Source organism: Aminomonas paucivorans DSM 12260 (assembly GCF_000165795.1).
GTDB classification, from domain to species: Bacteria; Synergistota; Synergistia; order Synergistales; family Synergistaceae; genus Aminomonas; species Aminomonas paucivorans.
Genome location: NZ_CM001022.1, coordinates 1992549 through 2017782, shown reverse-complemented (window position 1 = coordinate 2017782; position 25234 = coordinate 1992549). Strand labels below are relative to the sequence as shown.

The 25234-nt window shown below is 68.0% G+C and carries 25 protein-coding genes; 5 read left to right on the top strand and 20 right to left on the bottom strand.

The genetic code is table 11. From position 1 onward, the window contains the following. Window positions 1-57: 57 nt before the first annotated feature. The 5 genes from APAU_RS09575 to msrB form a co-directional block, all read right to left on the bottom strand. Window positions 58-1377 carry a saccharopine dehydrogenase C-terminal domain-containing protein gene (locus APAU_RS09575; protein WP_006301548.1) on the bottom strand — a complete coding sequence of 440 codons (1320 nt, stop codon included), beginning with the start codon at window positions 1375-1377 and terminating at the stop codon, window positions 58-60. Continuing rightward, window positions 1374-2162, bottom strand: a complete 789-nt coding sequence (locus tag APAU_RS09570; RefSeq protein ID WP_006301547.1) for an aspartate/glutamate racemase family protein — start codon at window positions 2160-2162, stop codon at window positions 1374-1376. The genes APAU_RS09575 and APAU_RS09570 overlap by 4 nt, the downstream gene beginning before the upstream one ends. Further along, entirely contained in the window at window positions 2159-2860 is a 702-nt protein-coding gene (locus APAU_RS09565; RefSeq protein ID WP_006301546.1) for a saccharopine dehydrogenase family protein, read from the bottom strand. The genes APAU_RS09570 and APAU_RS09565 overlap by 4 nt, the downstream gene beginning before the upstream one ends. Before the next feature lie 195 nt (window positions 2861-3055). Continuing rightward, window positions 3056-3733, bottom strand: coding sequence for a GntR family transcriptional regulator (locus APAU_RS09560; protein WP_006301545.1), 678 nt, complete (start codon window positions 3731-3733; stop codon window positions 3056-3058). A 77-nt stretch (window positions 3734-3810) separates the two neighbouring features. Further along, complete coding sequence (msrB, locus tag APAU_RS09555; RefSeq protein WP_040345055.1) at window positions 3811-4269, bottom strand: peptide-methionine (R)-S-oxide reductase MsrB; 459 nt, start codon at window positions 4267-4269, stop codon at window positions 3811-3813. Between the two features lie 122 nt (window positions 4270-4391). Here msrB and APAU_RS09550 point away from each other — a divergent pair, with 122 nt between their 5' ends. Together APAU_RS09550 and APAU_RS09545 are read left to right on the top strand one after the other, a co-directional pair. Further along, window positions 4392-5552, top strand: coding sequence for an iron-containing alcohol dehydrogenase (locus APAU_RS09550; protein WP_006301543.1), 1161 nt, complete (start codon window positions 4392-4394; stop codon window positions 5550-5552). Window positions 5553-5594: 42 nt separating this feature from the next. Continuing rightward, complete coding sequence (locus tag APAU_RS09545) at window positions 5595-6176, top strand: flavodoxin family protein (protein WP_006301542.1); 582 nt, start codon at window positions 5595-5597, stop codon at window positions 6174-6176. A gap of 86 nt (window positions 6177-6262) precedes the next feature. Here the strand turns inward: APAU_RS09545 and citF are convergent, their stop codons facing one another. The 10 genes from citF to APAU_RS09495 form a co-directional block, all read right to left on the bottom strand. Further along, on the bottom strand, window positions 6263-7816 hold the full coding sequence (citF, locus tag APAU_RS09540) for a citrate lyase subunit alpha (RefSeq protein WP_006301541.1): 1554 nt from the start codon (window positions 7814-7816) through the stop codon (window positions 6263-6265). Then, window positions 7806-8687, bottom strand: coding sequence for an HpcH/HpaI aldolase/citrate lyase family protein (locus APAU_RS09535; protein WP_006301540.1), 882 nt, complete (start codon window positions 8685-8687; stop codon window positions 7806-7808). Before APAU_RS09535 ends, citF begins: the two co-directional genes overlap by 11 nt. Continuing rightward, the gene (locus tag APAU_RS09530; protein WP_006301539.1) at window positions 8684-8956 is read right to left on the bottom strand and encodes a citrate lyase acyl carrier protein; all 273 of its coding nucleotides are present in this window, start codon (window positions 8954-8956) and stop codon (window positions 8684-8686) included. The genes APAU_RS09535 and APAU_RS09530 overlap by 4 nt, the downstream gene beginning before the upstream one ends. Before the next feature lie 88 nt (window positions 8957-9044). Then, window positions 9045-10307, bottom strand: a complete 1263-nt coding sequence (locus APAU_RS09525; protein WP_006301538.1) for an isocitrate/isopropylmalate dehydrogenase family protein — start codon at window positions 10305-10307, stop codon at window positions 9045-9047. A gap of 49 nt (window positions 10308-10356) precedes the next feature. Beyond that, entirely contained in the window at window positions 10357-10854 is a 498-nt protein-coding gene (locus tag APAU_RS09520) for a LeuD/DmdB family oxidoreductase small subunit (protein WP_006301537.1), read from the bottom strand. Window positions 10855-10856: 2 nt separating this feature from the next. After that, on the bottom strand, window positions 10857-12113 hold the full coding sequence (locus tag APAU_RS09515; protein ID WP_006301536.1) for a 3-isopropylmalate dehydratase large subunit: 1257 nt from the start codon (window positions 12111-12113) through the stop codon (window positions 10857-10859). Between the two features lie 12 nt (window positions 12114-12125). Beyond that, window positions 12126-12653 carry a LeuD/DmdB family oxidoreductase small subunit gene (locus APAU_RS09510; protein WP_006301535.1) on the bottom strand — a complete coding sequence of 176 codons (528 nt, stop codon included), beginning with the start codon at window positions 12651-12653 and terminating at the stop codon, window positions 12126-12128. Window positions 12654-12678: 25 nt separating this feature from the next. Next, on the bottom strand, window positions 12679-13959 hold the full coding sequence (locus APAU_RS09505; RefSeq protein WP_006301534.1) for a 3-isopropylmalate dehydratase large subunit: 1281 nt from the start codon (window positions 13957-13959) through the stop codon (window positions 12679-12681). 52 nt (window positions 13960-14011) lie between these two features. Further along, window positions 14012-14569, bottom strand: a complete 558-nt coding sequence (locus APAU_RS09500) for an HD domain-containing protein (RefSeq protein ID WP_006301533.1) — start codon at window positions 14567-14569, stop codon at window positions 14012-14014. A gap of 56 nt (window positions 14570-14625) precedes the next feature. After that, window positions 14626-15327, bottom strand: a complete 702-nt coding sequence (locus APAU_RS09495; RefSeq protein WP_006301532.1) for a FadR/GntR family transcriptional regulator — start codon at window positions 15325-15327, stop codon at window positions 14626-14628. 205 nt (window positions 15328-15532) lie between these two features. Here APAU_RS09495 and APAU_RS09490 point away from each other — a divergent pair, with 205 nt between their 5' ends. Beyond that, a complete protein-coding gene (locus APAU_RS09490; protein ID WP_006301531.1) occupies window positions 15533-17176 on the top strand; it encodes a nucleoside kinase in 1644 nt (547 codons plus the stop codon). A 72-nt stretch (window positions 17177-17248) separates the two neighbouring features. Here APAU_RS09490 and APAU_RS09485 read toward each other — a convergent pair whose 3' ends face one another. Next, the gene (locus APAU_RS09485) at window positions 17249-17677 is read right to left on the bottom strand and encodes a PIN domain-containing protein (RefSeq protein WP_006301529.1); all 429 of its coding nucleotides are present in this window, start codon (window positions 17675-17677) and stop codon (window positions 17249-17251) included. Next, on the bottom strand, window positions 17674-17907 hold the full coding sequence (locus APAU_RS09480) for a DUF6364 family protein (protein ID WP_006301528.1): 234 nt from the start codon (window positions 17905-17907) through the stop codon (window positions 17674-17676). The genes APAU_RS09485 and APAU_RS09480 overlap by 4 nt, the downstream gene beginning before the upstream one ends. A 198-nt stretch (window positions 17908-18105) precedes the next feature. Here APAU_RS09480 and APAU_RS09475 point away from each other — a divergent pair, with 198 nt between their 5' ends. After that, the gene (locus APAU_RS09475) at window positions 18106-19269 is read left to right on the top strand and encodes a saccharopine dehydrogenase family protein (protein ID WP_006301527.1); all 1164 of its coding nucleotides are present in this window, start codon (window positions 18106-18108) and stop codon (window positions 19267-19269) included. A gap of 259 nt (window positions 19270-19528) precedes the next feature. On the opposite strand, the gene APAU_RS09470 is transcribed toward APAU_RS09475, so the two are convergent. Further along, window positions 19529-19909, bottom strand: a complete 381-nt coding sequence (locus APAU_RS09470; protein WP_006301526.1) for a zinc-ribbon domain-containing protein — start codon at window positions 19907-19909, stop codon at window positions 19529-19531. Between the two features lie 327 nt (window positions 19910-20236). Between APAU_RS09470 and APAU_RS09465 the strand changes: the two genes are divergently transcribed. Then, the gene (locus APAU_RS09465) at window positions 20237-22981 is read left to right on the top strand and encodes a M16 family metallopeptidase (RefSeq protein WP_006301525.1); all 2745 of its coding nucleotides are present in this window, start codon (window positions 20237-20239) and stop codon (window positions 22979-22981) included. Between the two features lie 95 nt (window positions 22982-23076). Here the strand turns inward: APAU_RS09465 and APAU_RS09460 are convergent, their stop codons facing one another. Both APAU_RS09460 and APAU_RS09455 read right to left on the bottom strand, forming a co-directional pair. Next, entirely contained in the window at window positions 23077-24465 is a 1389-nt protein-coding gene (locus tag APAU_RS09460; RefSeq protein WP_006301524.1) for an NAD(P)/FAD-dependent oxidoreductase, read from the bottom strand. Window positions 24466-24509: 44 nt separating this feature from the next. Beyond that, window positions 24510-25232 carry an HD-GYP domain-containing protein gene (locus APAU_RS09455; protein WP_006301523.1) on the bottom strand — a complete coding sequence of 241 codons (723 nt, stop codon included), beginning with the start codon at window positions 25230-25232 and terminating at the stop codon, window positions 24510-24512. Between the last annotated feature and the right edge of the window lie 2 nt (window positions 25233-25234).

Sequence of the window (25234 nt, the reverse complement as noted above, 5' to 3'; positions counted from 1 at the left end):
GGGCGACGCGAAAGGGGGCGGCCTGGTGGCCGCCCCCTCTTGCGTGTGGGAGAGGAGCTAGACTTCCGTCTCCTCCTCCCGTAGGGCCACCCCCTGGGCTGCCAGCTCCTCCAGGATGGGCTCGTAGATCTCCGGGAGCACGGGGGTGTGGATGCCCGGGGTGCGGATGCGCCCCTCCAGGATCAGGTGGGCGCCGATGGCCGGGGGCAGACCGGTGGTGCGGGCCACGGAGCTGTCCCCTCCCGGCTCCCCGAAGTCCACCAGGGTGGAGCGCAGGCGCAGCAGTTTGGCGCTTCCCGGGACCTCCACCAGGAACTGGTCCCGCAGCACCACCAGATCCCGCTCCTCCGGGGTGTAGACCAGCTTTTCCCCGAAGAGCCAGGACACCACGTCCTGCGGGGTGGCGCAGGAGGTCGGGATGGGCCGGCGGGAGAAGAAGTCCAACCAGGCGAAGCGCAGGAACACCGCGGAGTGCCGTTCCAGGCCCAGGGCGGCACAGAAGGCCCCCTCCACCTGGTCGCTCCCGCATCCCAGGCGGCGGGCCAGGAGGTCCCGCAGGGGGATCCCCCCCAGGTCTTCCGGTTCGCCGCTCACCAGCCGAAGGCGGTTCATGGCGCAGATGGTCTCGCACCAGCCCAGATAGCGCAGGGTCCCCCGGTAGAGATCCCGAACCTCCGGGATGCCGTAGGCCTCCCGGTAGGGGAGGGAATCGCCGTTGGCGTACACCTCGAACCACCCCAGGCCCTCGATCTCCTCCAGCTCCGGGTGGCGGTAGGTCGTCCCGTCGGGACGGTGCACCGCCAGTCCCCCCTCCAGGATGGCGGCGCTGCGCAGGCTGGCCCCGATGAGGCTTTCCGGGGCCCAGGAGAGCTTGTACCCCCAGGGGTTGGTGTTGGCCTCCGCCGCGGGCAGGGCCCCGCAGAGGGAGCGGAAGGACCGCACCCGGCCCCCCAGGCTTCGGATGCGCCGCACCGTTCGGGCGGCGGACATGTGGTCGATCCCCGGGTCCAGCCCCAGCTCCGGCAGCATCGTCACCCCCGCCGCCTCGAAGCCCGCGCTCAGGGATCGCTGTTCCTCGTCCAGGTAGGCGGGGTGCACCAAGGGGACCCGAGCCTCCAGGCAGATTCGGGCCACCGGGCCCATGAACCGGGGAGGGAGCAGGCAGACCACCAGATCCGAATGCCGTGTCGCCACCAGGGCGGCGGCCTCCCGTCCCGCGTCGCCGAGCAGCCCCGTACCCTGGGGGTGCCCTCCCAGGACCTGGTCCAGGTTCTTCTGGGCCAGATCCACCGCCGTGACGGCATGTCCCTTTCCCAACAGATACTGCACGCAGGGGCGGGCCACCCGTCCCGCTCCGAGAACCAGAATGCTCTTCATGATCCATGCCTCCCATGGCCGAATGTACGTGTTCCCCCCACCGGATCGGGGGTTTGGATGCCCAAGGCGGAATGGACCCATCCCACCAGGGTGACGAAGTCGAAGACCGGCCTTCCCGTGGCGCGTCGGATCGCCTCCGCGAAGGGGGGCAGGTCGGTGCACTCCAGGACGAAGGCGCCTATGTCCGGGGCGGTCTTGAGGGCGTCGAGGGCGGTGTTCACCACCTCCTTTCGGATCGCCTCCAGATCCACCGGCTCCTCCGGGAAACGGAAGATCCGGCTCCACTGGGGGCAGGCGTCGAGGCCCCGGATGTGGGTCGACGCCGGGTCGATGCCGGCGCAGCGCAGGTGTTCCTCCGTCAGGGCGTCCTCCTTGGCGGTGAGGACGCCGATCCGGGCCCGGGGGCCCAGAAGACGGGCCACCCAGGGGACCTGGAGGAGGCTGGAGGTGAAGACCGGCACCCCCAGAGCCTCCGCCAGCCTTTGTTGAAGCAGGATGTTGAAGCCGCAGCTGGTGGTCACCCCCCGGATCCCGGAGGCCACCAGTTCCCGCCCCGCCTCCACCATCCTTCGGTGCACCTCCGGGTCCGGGTGCTCCAGGATGGTGTCCCAGCAGGCCCCCTCCACCCGCCGGAACGCCACGGGGAAGGGATAGGTGAGGGGGTTGGTGCTGTTCCCCCGCAGGGCTTCCAGCTGCACCAGCCCCCGGGGCACCTTGCCCGCCTCCCAGCAGAGGACCCCGATGTGTGCTAGGGGTCGCAGTTCAGATGGTGCGAGGTTACTCATGGCCGTTTGTCCTCCTCCTCGTGCCGGGGTCTGGTGTTTTCCGGGGCGAAGACCGCCTCCGCCGGGATGGGGCAGGCTTTCCCTCCCCGGATCACCAGGGCGGGACGCAGGTAGGAGCGCATCACCCCCGGGATGGACCAGGTGAACCGATAGCCCAGGGGGTTGTCCGCCGCGGCGGCCTCGGGAAACCCCGCCCCGTAGGAGACCAGGGACTCCACCGTCTCGAACCCCCGAAGGGCCTCCTTGCAGAGCACCAGGTCCAGCCCCGGGTCCATGCCGCACTCCGGGAGCAGAATGGCCCCGGTCCGCCGGGCTTCCTCGTCCAGGGCGATCAGCTCCTCCTGCTGGGCCAGACGCCGCTGCGGGTCCCGCTCCCCCGGATCGGCCAGGTACATGGTGCTGACCGTGGGGACCCCTGCCCGGGCGGCCAGACGGGCCACGGGGAGGGCCAACCGCCCCGGGAGAGTCTCCAGGACCCCGTCCGCCCGTTCCATCTCCCGCAGAAGACCCTTCGGGTCCTCTGCGGAGAGGGGAAGGATCGTCTCCTTTCCCCCGCCGTAGCGAGAGGCCACCTCGGCGGTTTCCGGGGAAGGGTCGCATATCCGAAGGGTCTCGATGCTCGGGTCCCGCGAGAGATCCCAGAGGGCTGCCCGTCCCTGCTTTCCCAGGCCGAGAAGAAGAACCTGCTTTCCCGCCATGCCCGTCACTCCCTTGTGGGTGGATTGATGTATCCATATCTAGAGAGAAAAGAAGAACCCCGTCCGGGACGGGGTAATGTATCCATCAATGATCACTTGTCTGATTTTACCCACGACGGGGGAAGCGGGTCAACTTGGAGAAAGAAAAAACGAAAGGGCCCCGGAGAGATACGGGGCCCTCTGTTAGGGGCGAGTCTAGGGTCTGGGGTCTTCGGGGCGGAAGAGGAGGACCTCGTAGCTGCGTTCGATGTGGACCCGCATGAGCCGGGCCGCTTCCTCCGGGTCGTGCTCCCGGATGGCCTGGACCAGGGTCCGGTGTTGTGCCGGGGTCTTCTGGGGGGGCACCTGGCTGCGTTCCACGGATCGGTAGAAGCTGTCCAGGTAGAAGACGTAGAGATTGGACCGCCAGAAGATGTAGCGGCACCAGCGCTCCAGGTAGGCGTTGCGGGACGCCCGGGCGATGCCCAGGTGCAATGCCTCGTTGATGGCGGAGAAGGACTCCTTGGCCAGGGTGCGTACCGCCTCTTCGTCCTGGGCCACCAGGTCCTCCAGATGGCGGATCTCCTCCTCCGTGGCGAGCCGGGCGGCTCCGGCCGCCGCCTCGCTCTCCACGGCGATGCGGGCGCGGAAGACCTGCGCCGCGTCCTCCGGGGTGGGGACGGGGATGAAGCACCCCTTCTTGGGCATCTTGTCCAGAAAGCCCTCCACCACCAGCCGGGCCAGGGCTCGGCTCACGGGGGTCCGGCTCATCTGGAGGCGTTCCGCCAGTTCCACCTCCAGGAGAAAATCCCCGGGGCGGTAGAACCCCGAGAGGATCAGCTTGATGATGGAGCGATAGGCCCGCTCCTCCGCGTTGAGACTCTTCTGCGGCATCCTCTCCGCGCCTCCGCTTGTTCCAGTGTGCCCCAGGGGCCTCAGGCATGATACCGCAGGACCCCGGTTCCCGTCCCCTAGCGAAACCGGTCTTCGTATTCCCCGTAGCCTTCTTCCTTCAGCTTCTCCCGGGGGATGAAGCGCAGGGCGGCGCTGTTGATGCAGTAGCGCAGGCCCCCCCGGTCCGGAGGGCCGTCGTCGAAGAGGTGTCCCAGGTGGTTGTCTCCGCTTCGGCTGCGCACCTCCGTGCGCGCCATGCCGTGGCTTGTGTCTTCCCGCTCCCGAACCGCCCCGGGGTCCAGGGGGCGGGAGAAGCTGGGCCAGCCGCAGCCCGCGTCGAACTGGTCCCGGGAGGAGAAGAGGGGTTCCCCGGTGGCCACGTCCACGTAGAGTCCCTCCCGGCGTTCGTCGTGGGTGGGGTTGCGGAAGGGAGGCTCCGTGGCGTTCTCCCGGGTCACGGCGAACTGCAGGGGCGTGAGAACCCGGCGCAGGGTCTCGTCGTCGGGCTGGGGGTAGGTCCTCGGGGCATCGGGCATGGGGTTTCCTCCTTCGCGGGCGGTCAAAAAAACCCCTGATCGCCCATTAGCGATCCTCTTCCCTTGATCCTATCATGACGCTGAAGCGGTGTGCCCTCCTGGGCGCGGAAGGGAGGATGGACATGGTCGGGGTAGGCGGTTGTCGCTACTACATCCCCAGCCTCAACCTGCTGGGGGCGGGGTGTGTGGGGGAAATCCGGCGGGAGGCCCGTATCCTGGGGGGAAAAAGGGCTCTGGTGGTGGCCTCCCGGGGCGAGGTGGGAGAGGCCCAGGCGGCGCAGATCGGGGAGCTGCTCCGGGAGGGAGGGGTGGATTCGGTCTCCTTCTGCGAGGCGGTGCCCAACCCCACGGTGGACGTGGCGGTGCGGGGGGCGGAGGCCTTCCTGGCGGGGGACTGCGACCTGCTGGTGGCGGTGGGGGGCGGCAGCGCCATCGACTCCGCCAAGGCCGTGGGCATCCTGGTGTCCAACGGGGGAAACCTTCGGGACTACGAGGGATATGGCCGGGTGGCGGTTCCCCTGCCCCGCCTGGTGGCCATCAGCACCACCGCGGGCACGGGCAGCGAGGTGACCCAGTTCGCGGTGGTCTCCGACGACCGGGACCACTCCAAGTTTACCATCACCGACTGGCGTCTCACCCCCTGCGTCTCCGTGAACGACCCGGAGATGATGCTCTCCATGCCCCCCTCCCTCACCGCCGCCACGGGGATGGACGCCCTGACCCACGGGGTGGAGGCCCTCCTCTCTACCGGGGCCACCCCCATCACCGACGGCAAGGCCTTCAAGGCGGTGCAGCTGATCCGCCGGAACCTGCCCCGGGCGGTGCAGAAGGGGGAGGATCTGGAGGCCCGGGAGGGGATGTGCTACGGCAGCTTCCTGGCGGGGACGGCCTTCAACAACGCGGGGCTCGGGCTGACCCACGCCATGGCCCACCCCCTGGGGGGGCTGTACAACCTGCCCCACGGTCTGTGCAACGCCCTGCTGCTTCCCCACGTGGCCCGGTTCAACCTGGACGCCTCGCCCCTCAAGATGGGGGAGGTGGCCCTGGCCCTGGGGGTGGGGAAGGGGTGGCACAGCGAGCGGGAGAACGGGGAGGCGGCGGTGCGGGACCTCTTCGCCCTGGCCCGGGAGGTGGGGATCCCCTCGGGGCTCTCCTCCGTGGGGGTCCGGGCCGAGGATCTGCCCGGGTTGGCGGAGGAGGCCATGCGGGAAGCCATCGGGGCCACCAACCCTCGCCCCTACACACGGGAACAGGTGCTGGCGCTGTACCGGGAGGCCCTGTAACCTTCGGAGGAGGCCGCGACCCGGCCCGAAGGAGGAGAGGCCATGAAGGTTCTGGGCATCAACGGCAGCCCCCGGGAGGGGGGCAACACGGAGATCCTGATGCGGACGGTCTTCGGGGAGCTGGAGGCGGCGGGGGTGGAGACGGAGCTGGTGCGCATCGGGGGGCGTCCCTTCCGGGGGTGCGTGGCCTGTCGCCGGTGTTTCGAGAACCGGGACCGGCGCTGCGTCCTGGAGGGAGACCCCCTGAACGAGCTGGTGGCGAAGATGGCCGAAGCGGACGGCATCCTCCTGGGTTCTCCCGTGTACTACACCGACGTCACGTCGGAGATGAAGGGCTTTCTGGACCGGGCGGGGCTGGTTTCCGGGGCCAACGGGGGGCTGTTCCGCCACAAGGCGGGAGCGGCGGTCCTGGCGGTGCGCCGGGGTGGGGCCACCCACGCCTTCGACACCCTCAACCACTGGCTCCACATGATGCAGACCTACCTGGTGGGGGCGTCCTACTGGAACATGGGCTACGGCATGAAACCGGGGGATGTGGCGGAGGACCAGGAGGGCATGGAGAACATGCGGGTGCTGGGGCGGAACATGGCCTGGCTTTTGGAGCGGATCGTTCCTCGGGGCTGACCTTCCCTCCGCGAGGTCCATGGGTTCCGGAAAAGGAAGGGGGGCGGGGCCTCACCGAGCCCCGCCCCCTCGCCTTCCGGTCTCCGTCAGGCCTTCTGTTTCAACTGCCGCACCACGTCGATCACCGTGCCGTCCCGCCACTCGACGACCCCCACGATGCGCTCCTCCTGGGCCACCGGGTCCATGGGGCCCGCCATGCGGTGCGCCCGGTCCACCAGCTCGTCCACCGACACCAGGGGCACGTTGCCCGCGGCCTGGCAGGCTTCCAGAAGGTCCGTCCGCCGGGGGTTGAGGGTGACGCCGTACTCCGTGACCACCGCGTCCACCACCTCGCCGGGGGTGGTGACGGAGTGCACCTTGTCCACCACGCAGGGGATGCGGCCCCGGAGCAGGGGCTGGGCGATGATGGTGAGCTTCGCCCCCGCCGCCGTGTCCTGGTGCCCCCCGATGCCGTGGAGGAGCGCCCCGTCCGCCTCGGTGTTCACGTTGGCGTGGAAGTTCCGGTCCAGCTCCGTGGCCCCCAGAATCACCACGTCCAGCATGTTCACCGCCGCGCCGCCGTTCCAGGGGTTGGCGTACCAGTCCGCGGAGATCTCGATGTGGTTCGGGTTGGTGGCGATGGACTTCACCGCCTCCAGGTCGAAGGACTGCACGTCCATGAGCTTCTCCACGAGGCCTTCCTTGAGCAGGTCCACGAAGTACCCCGTGATGCCCCCCAGGCCGAAGCTGCCTTTGATGCCCCGCTTCTTCATGGCTTCCTTCATGAAGGCCGTCACCGCCAGGGGGATGCCCCCGGCGCCGGTCTGGAAGGAGATGCCGTCGACGAAGTACGGCGAGGCCTCGATGAGCCGGGAGGCGTACTGGGAGATGAGCAGCCGCAGCGGGTCCCGGGTCACCCGGGTGGTGCCGGAGACGATGCCCGCGGGGTCCCCGATGCTGTCCACCTCCACCACGTAGTCCACCAGGTACTGGGGGATGGAGATGGGGGCGATGGGGTAGGGGCGCAGGTGGTCCGTCACCGCCACCACGCAGTCCGCATACTGGGCGTCCGTGAAGGTGTAGCCCAGGGAGCCGCAGGCTCCGGGCCCCTCCGCCCCGGAGAGGTTGCCGTACCGGTCCGCGCAGGGGGCGGCCACGAAGGCCACGTCGATGTGCACGTCCCCGGCGGCCACCGCCCGGGGGCGTCCCCCGTGGCTGCGGAGCACCACCGGCGCGTCCATGCCTCCCTCGGAGACCAGCTGGCCGATGGGGCCGTTGACGGACCCCATGATGCGCCGGATCACTCCGGACTTGATGTGGTCGATGAGCTTCTTGTGCACCCCGAAGAGGGCCGTGGGGAAGAGGGTGAGGTCCCGGATGCCCAGGGCGGCGCAGGCGTCCATCACCCGGTTCACCACGTAGTCCCCGTTGCGCAGGTGGTGGTGGAAGGAGACGGTCATGCCGCTCTTGAGGCCCGAGGCGACGATGGCCGCCTCGATGTCCTTCAGACGCTTGTCCCGGCAGGAGCCGTTGACCGCCTTCAGCCTGCCCCCCGCCCGGAAGCCCTCGGGAACCCTCGCGAAGGCCCCCTGGTAGGGGCGCACCTCCCCGTAGCCGGGGATGGAGGAGGGGATGTCCCGTCCTGCGGCGTTAACAGCCATGTCCCTGCACCTCCTCCGACAGGCCCGCCCGGGTGAGGGTGTACTGGGCCCGTTTCACCACCGGGGCGTCCACCATGCGTCCGTCCACGGACACCGCCCCCAGGCCCCGCTCCGCCGCGTCCTTGGCGGCGGCCACGACCTTTTTGGCCTTCTCGATCTCCCCCTCCGTGGGGGTGAAGACCTCGTGGATGATGGGGATCTGGTTGGGATGGATCACGCTCTTGCCGTCGTAGCCCAACTGCTTGATGAAGCCCACCTCGCGGCGCAGTCCCTCGTCGTCGGTGATGCGGGGGAACACCGTGTCCAGGGCGTCCACCCCCGCGGCCCGGGCGGCGAAGACCAGCATCCGCCGGGCCCACTCCAGCTCCGTGCCCTCCGGGGACCGGTTGGTGCGCAGGTCCGCCGTGAGGTCCTCCCCGCCGGGGATGATGGCCGCCACCCGGGGGGAGGCCTTCGCCACGTCGTAGGCGTTCCAGATGCCCAGGGCGGTCTCCAGGAGGCAGAAGATCTTGGTCTGCCCCACCGGGATCCCCGCCTTGGACTCCACGCCTGAAAGCTCCTCGTCCAGGATCCGGATGGTCTCGGGGCCCTCCACCTTGGGGACCCGGATGCCCGAGACCCCTGCGGGGACCACGGCGGCCAGGTCGTCCCGCCAGTACTCCGTGTCCACCCCGTTGATGCGCACCGTCACCTCGCAGGAGCCGAACTCCCCCTGGCGAAGCATCTCCCGCACCAGCACCCGGGCGGAGTCCTTCTCGGAGACGGACACCGCGTCCTCCAGGTCCAGGACCAGGCCGTCGGGGCCGAAGAGGTGTCCCCGCACCAGCATGTTGGGGTTGTTGCCGGGCAGGTAGAGCATGGTGCGCCTCATCGCCCCTCACCTCCCGCGAAGCGGCGGTACGCCGCCTCCACTCGGGCCCCCAGGACGATGTCCAGGGCCCCGTTGTCCTGCACGTTCACCGATACGTCCGAGGCCTGGAGGCTCTCCAGGACCTGCCGGACCTTCTTCTCCATGGCGGTGCGGAAGCGCGCCGCCCCGGACCCGGCGATCTGCACCGCCACGCCGGACCCGGCGGTTCCTTCGCTCAGGGTGACGAGGCAGTCCATGGACTCCACCGTCCCCGCCTGTGCGGTCTTCATGGGTTCATCCCTCCCCAAGGAAACGGGGCCCGCCTGTGGATCAGCGGGCCCCGGCGTGTTCCGTCGAGGCTTGCGCCCCCGGGAATCCCTAGTCCTCGAAGCCCACGGTCTTGGTCCAGTCGCACATGGCGTGGACCTTGGCCTTGGCGTCCTCCAGGACCTTGCCCGCGAAGGCCGGGTTGATCTTCCCGGCGATGGCGGCGGCCATGTCGATGGTGGAGGCGGCGTTCTTCTCCCAGTTCGGATCGCCCCGGAAGTCCCGCAGCACGTCGTAGGTGAGGGTGCCGGGCTTGCTCTCCACCAGCACCTCACCCAGGGCCTTCTCGATCTTCTTGGCCGCGTCGTCCAGGCCGAGGTACTCCAGCATCATCTTCGCCGTGAGCACCATGGCGGAGGGGTTCACCCGGTACTGGTGGGCGTACTTGGGCACGGAACCGCTGGAGGGCTCGAAGAGGGCGGTGCCTTCCCCGATGTTGCCGCTGGGGGCGAAGCCCAGGCCGCCGGTGAGCTGGCTGGCCTCGTCGGAGAGGATGTCCCCGAAGACGTTGGAGGCCACGATGACCTGGTAGTCCTGGGGGTTCTTGATGAGCCACATGGCGGTGGCGTCGGCGTTCTCCTCGATCCCCTTGATGCCGAACTGCTCGTACTCCTTGGCGATCTGGAGGAAGAGGCGCTTCATCAGACCGTCGGTCTCCCGGATGACGTTGGCCTTGTTGCAGCAGTGCACGGTGGTGCGGCCCGTGGCCTTGGCGTACTCGAAGGCCGCCCGGATGATGCGCTCGCAGCCCACGGTGGAGAAGACCCGCCAGGAGACGGCCACGTCGCCCATCTTCTTGAACCGCTCCATGCCCTTGTGCAGCGCGTAGTGCTCCGCCGGCAGGGGGAAGAACTCCACGGCGGAGTAGAGGTCCTCGGTGTTCTCCCGGAAGAGGACGATGTCGACCTTCGGGTCGCCCTTCAGGGGGGTGCCCACGCCGGGGAGGGTCTTGGCGGGGCGCAGGTTGATGTACAGGTCGAAGAGCTGCCGCATCTGGAGGATGGCGGACTTGAAGCCCTTCACCCCCGCCTTGGAGGTGATGGCGGCCATGAGGGTGGCGTCGGTCTTCCTGATGGACTCGATGGTCTCAGGCGGCACGGTGTTGCAGCGGGGATCTCCCTCGCCGAACTTCTGGATGGACTTCTCCCACATGCACCAGCCCAGGTCGGCGCGGACCCAGTCGATGGGCAGGTTCAGGGACTCCAGGACCAGGAGGGCCCCCTCCATCATGTCGAAGCCCGAGTCGTCCCCCGCCATGTAGCAGACCTGGTAGCGATCCTTCTGTTCCTTCACCTTCAGCACGTTGCGGGCCATGCGAAAAACCTCCCTTTCGTTTGGTGATTCCCGTGTCTTCCGGAAGGGGCTACTTCAGCCCCAGGGACTTCTTCACGTGGGGGATGAGGCCCCCGTCCTCGATGAGCCCCCGGACGAACTCCGGGTAGGGGGGGAAGGAGAAGGACTTGCCCGAGGCGGTGCGGATCTGCCCCGCGTCGAAGTCGATCTCCACCTGCTCCCCCGCCTGGATGGCGTCCACCGCCTCCGGGGAGACCAGGATGGGCAGCCCCTCGTTGAGGCAGTTGCGGTAGTAGATCCGGGCGAAGCCCTTGGCGATGATGGCCCCGATGCCCCGTTCCACCAGGCAGGTCACCGCCTGCTCCCGGGAGGAGCCGCAGCCCCAGTTCTTGCCCCCCACGATGATGTCCCCCGCCGCGGCGTTCTTGTTGAACTCCGGGTCCAGGTCCTCGCAGGCCACCTTGGCCATCTCGGAGCGTTCCTTGATGGTGTAGGTGTACTTCCCCGGGAAGATGACGTCGGTGTTCACGTCGTCGCCGTACTTCCACACCTTGCCTTGGATCTTCATGGTTACAGCACCTCCCGAGGATCGGAGATCTTGCCGGTCAGGGCGGAGGCCGCCACGGTCATGGGGCTGGCCAGGTAGATGAAGCTTTCCTTGTTGCCCATGCGCCCCTTGAAGTTCCGGTTGGCGGTGCTGATGCAGGCCTCCCCGGGGGCCAGGATGCCCTCGTGGTTGCCCATGCAGGGCCCGCAGCCCGGGTTGGCGAGGACGCAGCCCGCGTCCAGGAACACGTCGATCAGCCCTTCCTTCATGGCCTGCCGGTACACCACCCAGGAGGCGGGGATGACGATGGTGCGCACCGCCACCTGCTTGCCCTTGAGGATGGCCGCCGCCAGCCGCAGGTCCTCGATGCGGGCGTTGGTGCAGCTGCCCAGGAAGGCCTGGTGGATGGGGGTGTCCTTCACCTCGTCGATGGAGGCGTAGTTGTCCACCGTGTGGGGCTTGGCCACGCAGGGAACCAGCGTCCCCAGGTCGTAGGCCAGCTCCTTGGCGTAGGCCGCGTCGTCGTCCGCCCACAGGGCCTCCCAGTCCTTCGTCTTCTCCTTGCCCTGGATGTCCGCCAGCACCTTGTCGTCGGGGGGACAGACGGCGTTCTTGGCGCCCATCTCGATGCCCATGTTGCAGAGGGTCATGCGCTCCGCCAGGGACATGGCGTGGATCCCCGGTCCGTGGAACTCCACGCTCATGTAGTCCGCCCCGTCCGCCTTGATGTCTCCGATGATCTTCAGGATCAGGTCCTTGGCGGAGACCCCTTTCTGGAAGGAGCCGGTGAGGGTGATCTTGATGGACTCGGGCACCCGGAACCAGATCTTGCCGGTGGCCCAGGCGGCGGCCATCTCGGAGCGGCCGATGCCCGTGGAGAAGGCCCCGTAGGCCCCGTAGGTGCAGGTGTGGCTGTCGCTGCCGATCATGACCAGCCCGGGAAGGGCGAAGCCCTCCTCGCACATCTTCTGGTGGCACACCCCGCCCTTGCTGGTGACGTCGTAGAAGTGTTTGATGCCCTGGGCGGCGGAGAACTCCCGGATCTCCTTGTGGTTCTGGGCGTGCTCGTCCGTGGGGGCCGGGATGGCGTGGTCCAGGATGAACACGATGTGGTCCGGCTTCCAGACCTTGGGAACCCCGATCTTCTTGAAGGTCCTGGCGATGGGGGCGGCGTTGTCGTGGCTCATGCAGAAGTGGGGCTCCACGGTCACCACGTCCCCCGCCTTCACGGCGTAGCCCGCCGCCTTGCCCAGCACCTTTTCGGCAAAGGTCTTGCCCATGATCGTCCCTCCCTACTTCTTGGCCGCCTGGGCCTTGAGGTACTCGATCAGGCCCCCCGCGCCCATGATGTCCTTCTCCAGGTCCGTCACCGCGTCGCCGTGGAACTCCGTGCCCTTGGTGACGTTCTTGATCCGGCCGGTGGCGAGGTCCACCTCCAGCTCGTCCCCGTCCTGGATCTTCCCGGCCTTGATGGCGTCGGACATGCCGTTCACGAAGAGCACCGGGTAGCCGTTGTTGATGGCGTTGCGGTAGTAGATGCGGGCGTAGTTCTCTGCCAGCACCACGGGCACCCCGATCTCCTTGAGGCAGTACACCGCGTGCTCCCGGCTGGAGCCGGTGCCGAAGTTGCGCCCCGCCACCACGAAGTCGCCGGGCTTCACTTCCTTGGCGAAGTGCTCCTTGCCGGGGTAGTACTCGAAGGAGTACTGGGCCATCTTCTTGGGGTCCGTCTCCGCCAGGTACTTGTTGTGGTAGATGAGGTCCGTGTCCACGTCGTCCCCGAAGACCCAGGCCTTGCCGCGAAGGATCGCGTCGCTCATGATCGTTCCCTCCCTAGTCCCGTTCCTAGCCCAGGATGTCCCGGGGGTCGGTGATGACGCCCCGGACCGCGCTCGCCATGGCGGAGGCGGGGCTCATGAGGTAGGTGTGGCTGCCCTTGCCCACCTTGCCGATGAAGTTCCGGTTGGTGGTGGAGATGGCCACGTCGCCGGAGGGCAGGGCGCCGTAGTGCTCCGCGGTGCAGAGGCTGCAGGTGGGGTTGGTGAAGACCACTCCCGCCTCCAGGAACTTCTGGATGTACCCCGCCTCGGCGCACTGCTTCATCACTTCCCGGGTGCTGGGGGTGATGATGGTGCGCACCTCCGGGGAGACCTGGAAGCCCCCCGCCTGGAGCACCTCGAAGGCCGCGGTGATGTCCTCGAACCGGCCGTTGGAGCAGGAGCCGATGTGCACCTGCTGGATCTTCTCCCCCGCCACCTCCCGGACCTTCTTCACGTTGTCCGGCGCGTCGGGGCAGGAGGCCAGGGGCTCCAGCTTGGACACGTCCACGGAGACCTCCTGGCAGTAGGGAGCGTCCGCGTCCGCCGCCAGATCCTTCACCCGCTGGCGGACCTCGTCTCCCGCCCGGGCGGCCAGCCAGTCCAGCACGGGGCCGCTCGGCATGATGAGCCCCACCTTGCCGCTCATCTCCGTCACCATGGAGCAGAGGGTGATGCGGTCCGCCAGAGTGCTGTTCTCCACGGTGTCGCCGTAGAACTCCACGGCCTTGAAGAACATGCCGTCCGCTCCCAGGGTCCCCACCAGGTGGGTGAGGAGGTCCCGCATGTACACGCCCTTGGCGAACTTGCCCGTGGCGGTGATCTTCATGGTCTCGGGCACCCGGAACCACAGGGTCCCCAGGATCCAGGAGGCCACGATGTCCGTGTTGCCCACGCCGGTGGCGAAGGCCCCCACGGCGCCCAGCAGGTTCATGTGGCTGTCCGTCCCCAGGATGACGTCCCCGGGCTTCACGTGGCCGTTCTCCAGGAGCACGTGCTGCCCGATGCCCCAGTTGATGTCGAAGACCTTGTCGATGCCCTGCTTGCGGGAGAACTCCCGGATGATCTTCTGGTTGTTGGAGACCTTCTCGGAGTGGGCGGGGGCCTGAAGGTCGAAGGTGAAGGCGATCTTCTTGGGATCCCACACCTTGCCCTGCTTGTCCGTCACTTCCTCGAACTGGAGCACGCAGTTCGGTCCCCCGAAGTCCCGGGCCGTGGAAAGGTCCACGTTGCACCAGACCCGGTCGCCGATCTGCACCTCCTTGCCCGAGGCCCGCTGCATGATCTTCTGGATCATCGTCTTGCCCATCTGGCCTGCACCTCCCGTGTGTCTTCTCAGCCTGCCCGGCGTCGCCGGGTCCCTACTTCATCCCCAGGAACGACTTGATGGTCTCGAAGTTGATGAAATCCGCCTTGTTGACCAGGACCCCTTCGGGGCTGCGCAGGGTGCCGTCCCCCTCGTGGGCGTGGTTGGCGATGATGTGGCCGATCTCGCTGGACACGCCGTTTCGCAGGGCGATGACGGTGCCCGAGAAGGGGTGGCGCAGGTCCTTGCCCATCTGGGACTTCACGAACTTGCCGTCCGGGGTCTTCTCGTACTCCACCAGCTTGCCCACGTCGTGGAGCAGGGCTCCCGCCACCAGCTTGTCGTTGTCCAGCTTGAAGCCCCCCTCGTTCTCGTAGAGGGCGTTGAACTCGTCCATGGAGGCCTTGGCCACCCGGACCACCCCGCGGGTGTGGGTGAGGTAGGAGGCGGGGCAGTTGGGGATGAGAAGGGTGAAGGGGATCTTGGCCATGTCGTCGGGTTCCCACCCGCCGGTCTTCAGCGCGTCTTCGTAGCTGGCCACCACCTGAGCCCGCAGGGTGGGGTCGCCGATCCACTGGATCTCCGGGAGGAGCTGCATGATGCGTTCCTTCATTTTCGTTCCCTCCTGTGTGTATGAGATGGTTCCCCCGTAGGGGCTGGCGTTCGTGGTCAGACCGGTTTCTCCAGGGCCATGACCTCCTGGAGGGTCTTGTAGATCCGTTCGATGTGCGAGGCGGAAAGCTCCGCCGCCCGGGAGCCGTCGTGGTCCAGGATGGCCTCGTAGAGGGCCATGTGTTCGTGGAGGAAGGCCTCCTTGTCCGTCAGGAGGCGGTAGATGCGGTCGTGGGTGGCCAGGATGAGGTTGAAGTTCATCCGCATGATGTTGACGAACACGAAGTTGTGGGTGGCCTCCGCCATGGCCAGGTGGAAGTCGAAGTCCGACTGGGCCCGGTGGTCCAGGTCGTCCAGGTTCGTCTGGGTGACGGAGATGATGCGCCGAAGCCGGGTAAGGTCCGCGGGCAGAGCGCGCCGGGCCGCCTCCCGGGCGATGGAGGGATCCAGAAGCCGACGGGCCTCCATGAGTTCCAGGATGGCCTCGTCCTCCAGGGGCATCTTGCGGCCTTCCCCCGCGGCGCTTCGGGGCCGGCGGACGAACCGTCCCTTCCCGGGGATGCTCTCGATGAGCCCCAGGAGTTCCAGGACCCGGAAGGCCTCCCGCAGGGAGCTGCGGCTGACCCCCATCTCGTCCATGAGCTTGCGCTCCGGAGGCAGGGGATCCCCTGGCCGGAGGGCTCCGCGGGCGATGTCCCCCTTGAGTTCCTCCACCACCTTTTCGTAGATCCGGGTCTGGCGCAGTCGCTGGTTTTCCATCCGCCGACTCCTCCTTCTGGTGGACCACCCAGTGCACTATATAGCATCAGCAGACAATTCGTTCAAGGGGTCGCAATGCGTCGGAATTGCGCGAACACTCGGGAGCGAAAGGATGCCGGGGGGCCAAGAGGGGGGCGTGCTAGAATCGAAACCATGAAACCATGGGTTTTTCAGGCCCTTTGCGGGCCCCGAAGGGGGTAGGGGAATGGGTTTTGTGGTGGATGTGGCGGGAGACGGCAAGCTCCGGTGCGAAACCCCCCTCACGGGGTCGGAGGTGCTCTCCCTGTCCGGCTATGGCGGGGCCAACAACGTGGTGGCCTGGCGGGTGAACCGCAACCTCCGTCCCTTGGGCTGGGTGGTGGACGAGGACGCCTCGGTGGAGTTCGTGGACACGGGCAGCTTCGAGGGCATGGAGGTCTACCGGCGCACCCTGAGCTTCCTTTTGGTGCAGGCCTCCAAGAAGGTCCTGGGGCAGGACGTGACCATCCGCCACTCCATGAGCGACGGCTACTACTGCGAGCTTTCCGGCGGTCCCGCCACGGAGGAGCAGGTGGGGGCCATCAAGCAGGGCATGGCCCACCTGGTGGACCAGAACATCCCCATCCACCGGGAGGTGCTGCCCCTGGACAAGGCCCGGCGCATCTTCGAGCGCCAGGGGAACTACGACAAGGCCCGGCTTCTCCAGTGGACCGCCCTGGACCCCACGGTGGTCTACCGCTGCGCCGACACCTACGGCTACTTCTACGCCCCCCTGGCCTCCAGCACCGGGCAGGTGAAGGTCTTCGACCTGCTCCGCTACCCCCCGGGCATGGTGCTTCAGTTTCCCACCGTCTCCTTCCCCGACCGTCTTCCTCCCTTCCAGGCCGCCAAGAGCCTGGCGGAGGTGTTCCGGGAGTACTCCCAGTGGCTGGACGTGCTGGGGGTGAGCACCATGGACAGCATCCACGAGCGGGTGGCCACGGGAAAGGCCCTGGACCTGATCCTCATCTCCGAGGCGTTCCACGGGGAGGCCCTGGCGAGGATGGCCCGGGCGATCTGCGACCGTCCCTCCGTGCGCCTGGTCTGTCTGGCGGGGCCCTCCGGGTCCGGCAAGACCACCACCGCCAGGAGGCTTCAGATCCAGCTCCAGGTGTGCGGCAGGCACCCCGTGTCCATCTCCCTGGACGACTACTTCGTGGATCGGGAGGACACCCCCCGGGACGAGAAGGGGGATTACGACTTCGAGGCCCTCGAGGCCCTGGATCTGAAGCTCATCAACGAGCACCTGGAGGCTCTCCTGGCGGGGGAGGAGGTGCAGCTGCCGAAGTTCGACTTCGTCACAGGGCAGAGAGCTCCGGGAAAGAAGCTGCGCCTTCGCCAGGGAGACCTGCTCATCATCGAGGGGATCCACGGTCTCAACGACCGCCTCACCGAGTCCATCCCCGACGAGATGAAGTACCGCATCTTCATCTCCCCCCTCACGGGGGTGAGCCTGGACCGGCACAACCGCACCAGCACCACCGACGACCGGCTTCTGCGCCGGATGGTGCGGGACTACCGGAGGCGGGGCCACTCCCCGGAGGGCACCCTGCTGCGGTGGCCCTCGGTGATCCGGGGGTCCCACAAGCACATCTTCCCCTACCAGGAACGGGCGGACGTGATGTTCAACACCGCCCTGGTGTACGAGCTGCCGGTGCTGAAGGGCTACGCGGAGCCCCTGCTTCGGGCGGTGCCGGAGGAGTCCCCCGCCTACGGGGAGGCCCAGCGCCTCCTCTCCATGCTGCGCTTCGTGCCGGTGATCCCCGCGGAGAACGTGCCGAACCTCTCCATCCTCCGGGAGTTCGTGGGGGGCAGCTGCTTCGAGGACTGAGGCGGGAGGAAAACTCGTCGGGGCGAAATCGCTGGGGCGGGGCCGGAGGCATCCGGCCCCGCCCCAGCCTGTTTACGAGAGCCCCCGTTTCGCCTGAAGGGCCCGAAGGAGTTCCTCCGGAGTGTATACGGGAAGGGTGGCCTGGCGGAAATCGTTCCCGTTTCGGGTGACGATGGCTTCCGCCCCCACCGCTCGGGCGGCTTCGTGGAGGACCGCATCCTCGAAATCCGGGAAGTCTACCTCCAGGGCCTGGTGTAACACTTCTCGATCCACGGGAGCCACGTCGAAGAGGTCCAGAAGCCGCCGTACCTGCTCCCGGGCTCGTTCTCTCCCGATCCCCTTGGATGCCAAGTAGTGAAGGGTCGTCAGCGTGGTGGCGCCCAAGAGTCCCCGGATCTCCCCCCGGTCCACCATGCACAGAAGCAGCGTTGCCGGGCGGACGAAGGGTTCCCTGGCCAGGAGCACGTCCAGAACCACGTTGGTGTCGAAGAGGACCTTCACTGGTGTTTTTCCTCCAGATGGGCTCTCCAGTCCTCTTCGCAGACCGAGGGAGGAAGAACCCCCAGCAGGGCCTTCACCCTGGGGGACAGCTCCTCCTGCGCCGGGTCCTGCTCCAGGGTCCGAAAGAAATCCCCCACCATCTGGGAGACCGACTTGCCGGTGCGGGCGGAAGCCCGTTTGGCCCGACGGATCAGGTCCTCCTCCAGCCGCAAGGTCAGCTTGGTCTGCATGGAGTCATCCCCCCGTGACGTATAGATCTTTTCATTAGTATACGTCGTTTGGGGGGGCTGTCCAGGCCTGTCTTGCTTTGGAGCTTCCAGCGGAAGGCCTTGACGCCTCGGCGGAGGGAGGGTAGAGTTGGATGCAATAAAAGTATACATATACGCGGCAGGCGAGACCTAGACGACCGGAGGAGGAGGGGGTTCCCCGTGAAGAAGAAGGTCACCGTGTTGGGTAACGGGCTGGTGGGTTCGGTGATGGCCCTGGATCTGGCGGAGGACGAGGGGTACGAGGTCACGGTCTGCGACCGGGACGAAGCGGGGCTGGGGAGGACGAAGGAGCGGTCGCGGGGGAAAGTGGATACACGTTCCGACGTGGACTTCACCTCCCCCGATTCCATCACCGAGGCGGTGAGGGGGCAGGACCTGTGCATCGGCGCCGTCCCGGGCTTCCTGGGCTACCCCATGGTGGGGGCGGTGATCCGGGCGGGGGTGGACCTGTCGGACATCTCCTTCATGGGGGAGGACTACCGGGAGTGGGACGGGCAGGCCAAGGCGGCGGGAGTCACGGCCTTCGAGGACGTGGGGGTGGCGCCGGGGTCTTCCAGCATCCTCATCGGCTACGCCTGCGACCTGCTGGACCAGGTGGAGGACGTGACCTACTACGTCACCGGGCTGCCGGCGGACCCGAAGCCTCCTTTCGACTACAAGCTGGTGTTCAGCCCCGACGACCTCATCGAGGAGTACGTGCGCCCCGCCCGCACCAAACGGGACGGCCGGATCCTCACGGTTTCCGCCCTGTCGGGCCGCAAGATGCTGGATTTCGATCTGCCGGGGATCAAACTTCCCCGGATGGAGGGCTTCTTCACCGACGGGTCCCGCACCCTGCTGGATACCATCCCTTCCCCCAACGTGACGGAGTACACCCTGCGCTACCCCGGTACGGCAGAGCGCATGGAGTTCCTACGGGAGATCGGCCTGTTCGGCACGGAGCCCGTGGACGTGAAGGGGTGCAAGGTGGTCCCTCGGGACCTCTTCGGAGCCCTGGCGTACCCGAAGATGCGCCTGGAGGAGGGGGAGAACGAGTTCACCTTCTACCACGTGGAGGTGACGGGAAGGAAGGACGGCAAACGCCTCCAGTACCGCTACAGCCTCTACGACGAGCGGGACGGGGTGACGGGCTACCCCTCCATGTCCCGCACCACGGGCTTTCCCTGCGTCATCGTGGGGCGTCTCGTGGCCGAGGGGGTCCTGAAGATGCCCGGGGTCAACCCTCCCGAGGCGGTGGGAAAGAACCACAAGGCGGTGGAGCGGTTCATGGAGGAACTGCGCAAGCGAAACGTGGTGCTGCACCACTCGGTGGTGGAGCTGTAGCCTCATCCCGGGTCGGTGGCCCGAAAGGGAAGGCACGGGGGGCTTCGGCCCCCCCCTTTTCTGGGTTTCCCTTCCGGGCCGGATCGGTGGTTCCGGACGGGGACGCAGCGGGAAGCCGAGAGGGTGGAGCGGGGTAGGGTCGGGCTACCGCAAGCGGAATCCGTTTCCCCTTTCGACCCGGAGGTCGTCGCCGTGGGGGATCGACGCCCCTCTTCCGAGCCCCCTCCGGGGGAGAGGACTCGGAAGAGGGAGAAGGGGCTCAGGCCTCGGACTCCTCCTGGTCTTCCAGCTGTGACAGGGCCTGCAGGGTGCCGATGCGGTTGTCCGTGGACTTGGACTTGATGTCCGATTCCGTCAGGGCCTTGAGAAGCTGGTCCGCCGCGGTCTCCACCTTGGCCCCGCACTTGCCGCACACGGTGGCTCCCGAGGAGATGGGAGCCCCGCAGGTCTTGCAGTGCTGGGAAGCTCCCCCCGCGCCTCCGGTGCTGGCGGGGGCCCCGGGTGCCTCCTTGCTCTCTGCGGGGGCCGCCGGGGAAGCCGACTCGGCGGGCTTTTCCTGCTGGGCCGCCTTCTTCGCCTGCTCGGAGGCCTGGGCCGCCTGTTCCGCCGCGTTGCCGACGCTGTTGATGCGCAGATCCATGGGCGTTCCCTCCTCTTTCTCCTTTGCCTTCGGTGTGTCCCCGGGCGGACGATCCCGGTCCCGGGCCGCGGAGACGCCTTATCCCCGACTCCGGTTCTGTTTCGGCGCTCCGTCCCTTTTGCAGAAGCTCCCGGAAGCCCAAGAAGGCGAGGCCTTTCGCAAAAAAATGCAAAGGGGACCCAAGGAGCCTCGGGGCCCCTCCCGGTTTCCCGAAAGCTGAGAAAGCCGCACCCCCTCTCCGCAGACCTTCGGATCTCACCGCGTCCCCTCCGTGGTAGGATGGCCCGAAAACCGGGTCGCTCCCCGGGCCCGCCGGAGGTGTCGATCATGAAGCCCATCCGATTCCCTCGCCCTGCCTCGTGGCTGGGCGCCCTGCTGCTCCTGTGGTCCCTGGCGGCGGGGGCCGTCGCCGCTCCCCTTCCCGGGGGAGCCGTGGCGGGGCCCCGCATGGGGGGCGTGGCGGAGTACCGATTCCCCAACGGCCTCACGACCCTCATCGTTTCGGATTTCTCCAAGCCCACGGTGACGGTGAACGCGGTGCACCGGGTGGGGTCCGCCCTGGAGGGAGACGGGGAGAAGGGACTGGCCCACCTGTTGGAGCACCTGCTCTTCAAGGGGACCCCGTCGCACCCGGACATCCCCAAAGAGATCGCCGCCCGGGGAGGACGGGCCAACGGAAACACCTGGGCGGACCGGACCTGCTACTTCGAGGTGCTTCCCGCCACGGCGGAGAACCTGGACTGGGCCCTTTCCCTGGAGGCGGAGCGCATGAGCCGGGGGCGCATCACCCCGGAGCTTCTGGACAAGGAGCGAGGGGTAGTGCTCAACGAAATGGAGATGGGGGAGAACGATCCGACGGCCACCCTCATGGACCGCATGGCCTCGGTGGCCTACGACTGGCATGGCTACGGGGGTTCCACCATCGGCAACCCGGGAGACCTGAAGTCCGTCACCCACCGGGAGGTGGTGGACTTCTACCGGCGTCACATGCGTCCCGACACCGCCACCATCGTGGTGGCCGGGGCGGTGGACGAGGCCGCGGCCCTGGGGGCGGTGGCGAAACACTTCGCCCCCCTTCCCAAGGCACCGGGGCAGCCCCCGGCGGGACGCAGCCGGGAGGTGGGGCAGGATGGGGACCGGGCCGTGACCCTCTCCCGCAAGGGGGAAGTCCAGGCCCTGGGGCTGCTCTACCACGGCCCCGCCGTTTCGGAGCCCGACGCGGCGGCCTTCGACCTGGCCCTGGGGGTTCTGGGAGACGCCCCCTCGGGGCGGCTGTACCGACGGTTGGTGGAGAAGGGGCTGGCCAGCTCCGTCTGGGCGGCCTCCTTCGGTTTCCGGGACCCCTCCGGGCCTGCCTTCGTGATGGCTCAGGTGCCCCGGGACCGGTCCCTGGATGCGGCGCAGAAGGTCCTTCTGGAGACGGTGGAGGGCTTCGCCCAGGACCCCCCCTCGGAGGAGGAACTGGGCCGGGCCCGGGAACGGATCCTCCTGTACCTGGACTCGGAGTTCGCCGACCTGGACCGCTTCGCCCTCGGCCTGTCCGAGTGGATCGCCCGGGGGGACTGGCGGCTCTTCTTCCTCTACCGGGACCGGATCGCCCGGGCCACGGGGGAGGATCTGGTGCGGGCGGCGCGGCGCTACCTGGTGGCGGAGAACCGAACCCTGGGGCGGTTCGTGCCCGTGGACCGGCCCCTTCGGGTGGTCGTCTCGCAGCCCCGTCCCCTGGAGGCGACCCTGTCGACCTTCGTCCTCTCCCAGGAGCCGAAACTGGGGGCCTCCTTCGACGTGTCCTGCGCCGCCCTGGACCGGTCGGTGACCCGGGTCGAGGTGGCGCCGGGGCTCAAGGGGGCCTTCTTTCCCCGCAAGACCCGGGGGGGCATGGTGAGCCTGCGTCTTTCCCTGCACCTGGGGACCCCGGAGAGCCTGGCGGGGCGGGTCGCCGTCGGGGAGTTCCTGGCGGGGATGCTGGACCGGGGCACCGCAAGACACAGCCGGGAGCAGATCCAGCAGCTCTTCGACCGCCTGCGGGCCACCGTGTCCTTCTGGGGCGGGGCGGACCAGGTGGGGGTCTTCGTGCTGGTTCCGGAGGAACACCTGGAGGAGACCCTGGCCCTGGTGGCGGAGTGTCTGAAGGAGCCCGCCCTGGACCCCCGGGAGGTGGAGGTGCTCCGGCGGGAGACCCTGGCGGCGTTGGACGAGAGCCGGGACGATCCGGGTTCCCGAGCCTGGGATCGTCTGGAGCGGATCTTTGCCCCCTACCCGGCGGGGGACGTGCGACGTCCCCTCTCCCTGGAGGAGAAGGCCGAGGGGACGCGGGTGATCGACGTCCCGGACCTGCGGGACTTCCACCGGACCTTCTACGGCCTGTCCGTGGGGGAGGTGGCGGCGGTGGGTCCCTTCGAGCCTGAGCGGATGAAGGACCTGCTGTCCCGCCACTTCGGGGCCTGGCGGGCCGCGACGCCCTTCGTCCGGGCGATGCGCCCCTTCGAGGAGGTGCCCCCCCGACGGGAGACCCTGAGGGTGGAGGACAAACCCAACGCGGTGGTGGCCGCCTCCGCCCCCGTGAAGATCCTCCGGGGGGACCGGGACTATCCGGACCTGTGGGTGGCCGCCACGGTTCTGGGGGGAGGCTGGCTGGACTCGAGGCTGGCCACCCGGATCCGCCACACCGAGGGGACGAGCTACGGGGTGCGCCTCTCCCTGGAGGCCTCCAACCTGGACGACTTCGGACGCTGGAACTTCACCGCCATCACCGGCCCCCGGAACGTCCCCCTGGTGGAGCGGGCCTTCTTCGAGGAACTCCAGCGGGCCCTGAAGGACGGGTTCACCCCGGAGGAGGTGGCTCGGGGGACGTCCTACCTCCTGGAGGGGATGAAGGTGGATCGCTCCCGGGACGCTGCCTTGGCGGGGCTGCTGGCTAGGGATCTGTTCCTGGGCCGGACCTTCGCCTGGACGGAGGAGCTGGAGGCCCGCCTTCGGGCCGTGACCCCCGAATCCGCCCTGGCGGCGTTGCGCCGCCACCTGGACCCCCGGTCCTTTTCCGTGGTCCTGGCGGGGGACCTGAAGCCCTAGGCGAGGCGGGGAGTCGAAAGAGGGCCGTATGAACAGGACAGGGGGAGGGGCGGGTACGCCCCTCCCCCTGTCGGTTTTCCTCGGGGACAAAGGCCCTAGCCCCGGCGCAGCATGGCCCGGGCGGCCCAGAGACCCGAGGCGGAGGCCTGGATGACTCCCCGGGTCACCCCCGCCCCGTCCCCGGCGGCGAAGAGCCCCGGGATGCTGGTCTCCAGGGTGGAGGCCAGGGCCAGCTTGAGACTGTAAAACTTTACCTCCACCCCGTAGAGGAGGGTGTGGTTGCCGTTGATCCCCGGCATGAGGGGATCCAGGGCGGCGAGCATCTCCAGGATGCCCACCAGGTGCCGGTAGGGCAGCACGAAGGACAGGTCCCCGGGCTCCGCGGTCTTCAGGGTGGGGCGCACCAGCCCCCGGGCGATGCGGTCCGCCGTGGAGCGCCGACCCCGCTTCAGGTCCCCCAGGCGCTGCACCAGCACCGTGTCCCCCAGCATGTTGGCAAGCCTCGCCACGTGGCTTCCGTAGCCGTTGGGGTCCTTGAAGGGCTTGGTGAACTGGGTGGACACCAGGATGGCGAAGTTGGTGTTCTCCGTCTTGCGGCCCTCGTCCCGGTTGGAGTGGCCGTTCACCGTGAGGATGTCGTGGTGGGTCTGGTACTCCGTGGTCACCTCCCCGTTGGGGCACATGCAGAAGGTGCGCACCCGGTCGTCGAAGGTGGGGGTGTCCAGGATGGCCTTGATCTCGTAGAACTGGTCCGTGATGTCCTTGGCCCAGGCTGCGGGGATCTCCACCCGCACGCCGATGTCCACGGGGAGAGACTCGATGGACAGGCCCAGGCGGCGCACCGTGTCCTCCATCCAGGCCGCTCCCTCTCGACCGGGGGCCAACAGCACCGTGTCCGCCGCCAGGAGCGTCCCGTCCCCCAGGCGCACCCCCGCCGCCCGGCCGTCCTTCACCAGCACGTCCTCCACCGGGGTGTCCAGGAGGATGTCGCATCTTCCCTCCAGGTCCTCCCGGAGGCGGCTCAAGATCTCCTTGGACCGGTCCGTGCCCATGTGGCGGATGGTTGCGGGGATGACCTCCAGCCCTGCCCTGCGGGCCCGGTCCAGGATCTGGTTGGCGAAGGTTCCCTCGGGTACGAACTTTTCCTCGCTGGCTCCGTGGTCCACGTATACCCGGTCCACCTCGGCGATGAGGGAGACCAGGTCCACCCGCCCGCAGTACTGCTCCAGGTTGCCCCCGAACTCCGGGGTGAGGGTGAGCTTCCCGTCGCTGTAGGCCCCCGCGCCTCCCCAGCCGCACACCACGTTGCAGGGGCGGCAGTGGATGCACTGGTCCACGGAGCCCTCCTTGAGGGGGCACACCCGGTTGCGGATGGCCCGTCCCTTGTCCACCAGGGCGACCCGCTTGCCCGCCTTCGTCAGCTCCAGGGCGGCGAAGATGCCCGCCGGGCCTGCGCCCACCAGGATCACGTCATAGGGTTTCATCGTCAGGACCTCCTCGTGTTGGGGTGGGTCTCCGGCAGGGGATTCTACCCGCAAGGTCCCAGGGAGCCAAGCCCGTCCCGGGAAAAGGTGAAGGGAGGACGTCCCTCCCCCAGAAGGGCGCTGCAGGCGTCGCACACCCGAGGGTCGAAGCGGGTTCCCCGCCCGGCGAGGATCTCCTCCAGGGCTGCGGAGATCCCCAGGGCGGGGCGGTAGGGGCGGTGGAAGGACATGGCCTCCACCACATCCGCCACCGCCAGGATGCGGGATTCCAGGCGCAGCCCGTCCCCCCGGAGGCCTTGGGGGTAACCGCTGCCGTCCAGGCGTTCGTGGTGTTCCCGGACGATCTCCGCCACGGGGCCCTCGAAGCGCAGGGGACGCAGAATCTCGTAGCCCGATTCGGAGTGGGTCCGCACCAGGGAGAATTCCGCCTCCGTGAGGGATCGGGGCTTGTTGAGGATCTCAAAGGGCACGGAGATCTTGCCGATGTCGTGGAGCATCCCCGCCACGTGGAGGAGGCGACAGGTGGGGCCGTCCAGCCCCATGGTCCGGGCCAGTCCCTCCGCCAGCTCCGCCACCCGCTGCTGGTGTCCCCCCGTGTAGGGATCCCGGATCTCCGACATGGTGGACAGGGCTGCGATGGCTCCTTCCAACAGGTCCTCCAGTTCCGCCATGCGGCGGCGCATCTGGGTGTAGTAGCTCTTGTGGACGGAGCGCTCCCCCAGGCCGATGATCTGGTCTCGGAGGTCCTTGTTCCAGGGGGTGTCCATGC